Source organism: Joostella sp. CR20, assembly GCF_038433465.1.
Lineage (GTDB): Bacteria > Bacteroidota > Bacteroidia > Flavobacteriales > Flavobacteriaceae > Galbibacter.
In genome coordinates this window covers 1-530 of record NZ_JAESVF010000039.1, presented here as the reverse complement: position 1 = coordinate 530, position 530 = coordinate 1, and the positions used below count along the sequence as shown (strand labels likewise).

Below are 530 nucleotides of genomic sequence, written 5' to 3'. Positions count from 1 at the left end.
AACTAGTTGTTAGTTCATAGTTGTTAGTTGTTAGTTTTAAAAACGAGTAACGAACAACAAATAACGAGCAACGAATTTAAAACAGTCTCGTAGCTCAGCTGGTTAGAGCGCTACACTGATAATGTAGAGGTCGGCAGTTCGAGTCTGCCCGAGACTACAATAAGAGTCGAGGGAGGTAATTATGATAATAGTTATCAAACGAGCATAAGTTCATTAAAAAATATTGAAGGAAATTCTGGAAGCTAGAGAGTTCTAAAATTCTGAATTCTGAATTAGTAAATTCTGAATTTCGAAATTGGGGGATTAGCTCAGCTGGCTAGAGCGCCTGCCTTGCACGCAGGAGGTCATCGGTTCGACTCCGATATTCTCCACGATTTTAATTGATAATTATGAATTAAGAATTATCAATTAATAGAAAGTTCATTGACATATTGAGATAAAGAGATACGAGAATTTATATTTAATAAATTTAAGTAGACTATAGAGAAAAGAATCTTAAAAGGTTATAGATAATTGCACGATTATCTATG

General features: G+C 34.2%; 2 tRNA genes. Both read left to right on the top strand.

From position 1 onward, the window contains the following. The first annotated feature begins 83 nt into the window (after window positions 1–83). Window positions 84–157, top strand: a tRNA-Ile gene (locus JMA43_RS13955). Between the two features lie 140 nt (window positions 158–297). Next, window positions 298–371 (top strand) — tRNA-Ala (locus tag JMA43_RS13950). The last annotated feature ends 159 nt before the right edge of the window (window positions 372–530 follow it).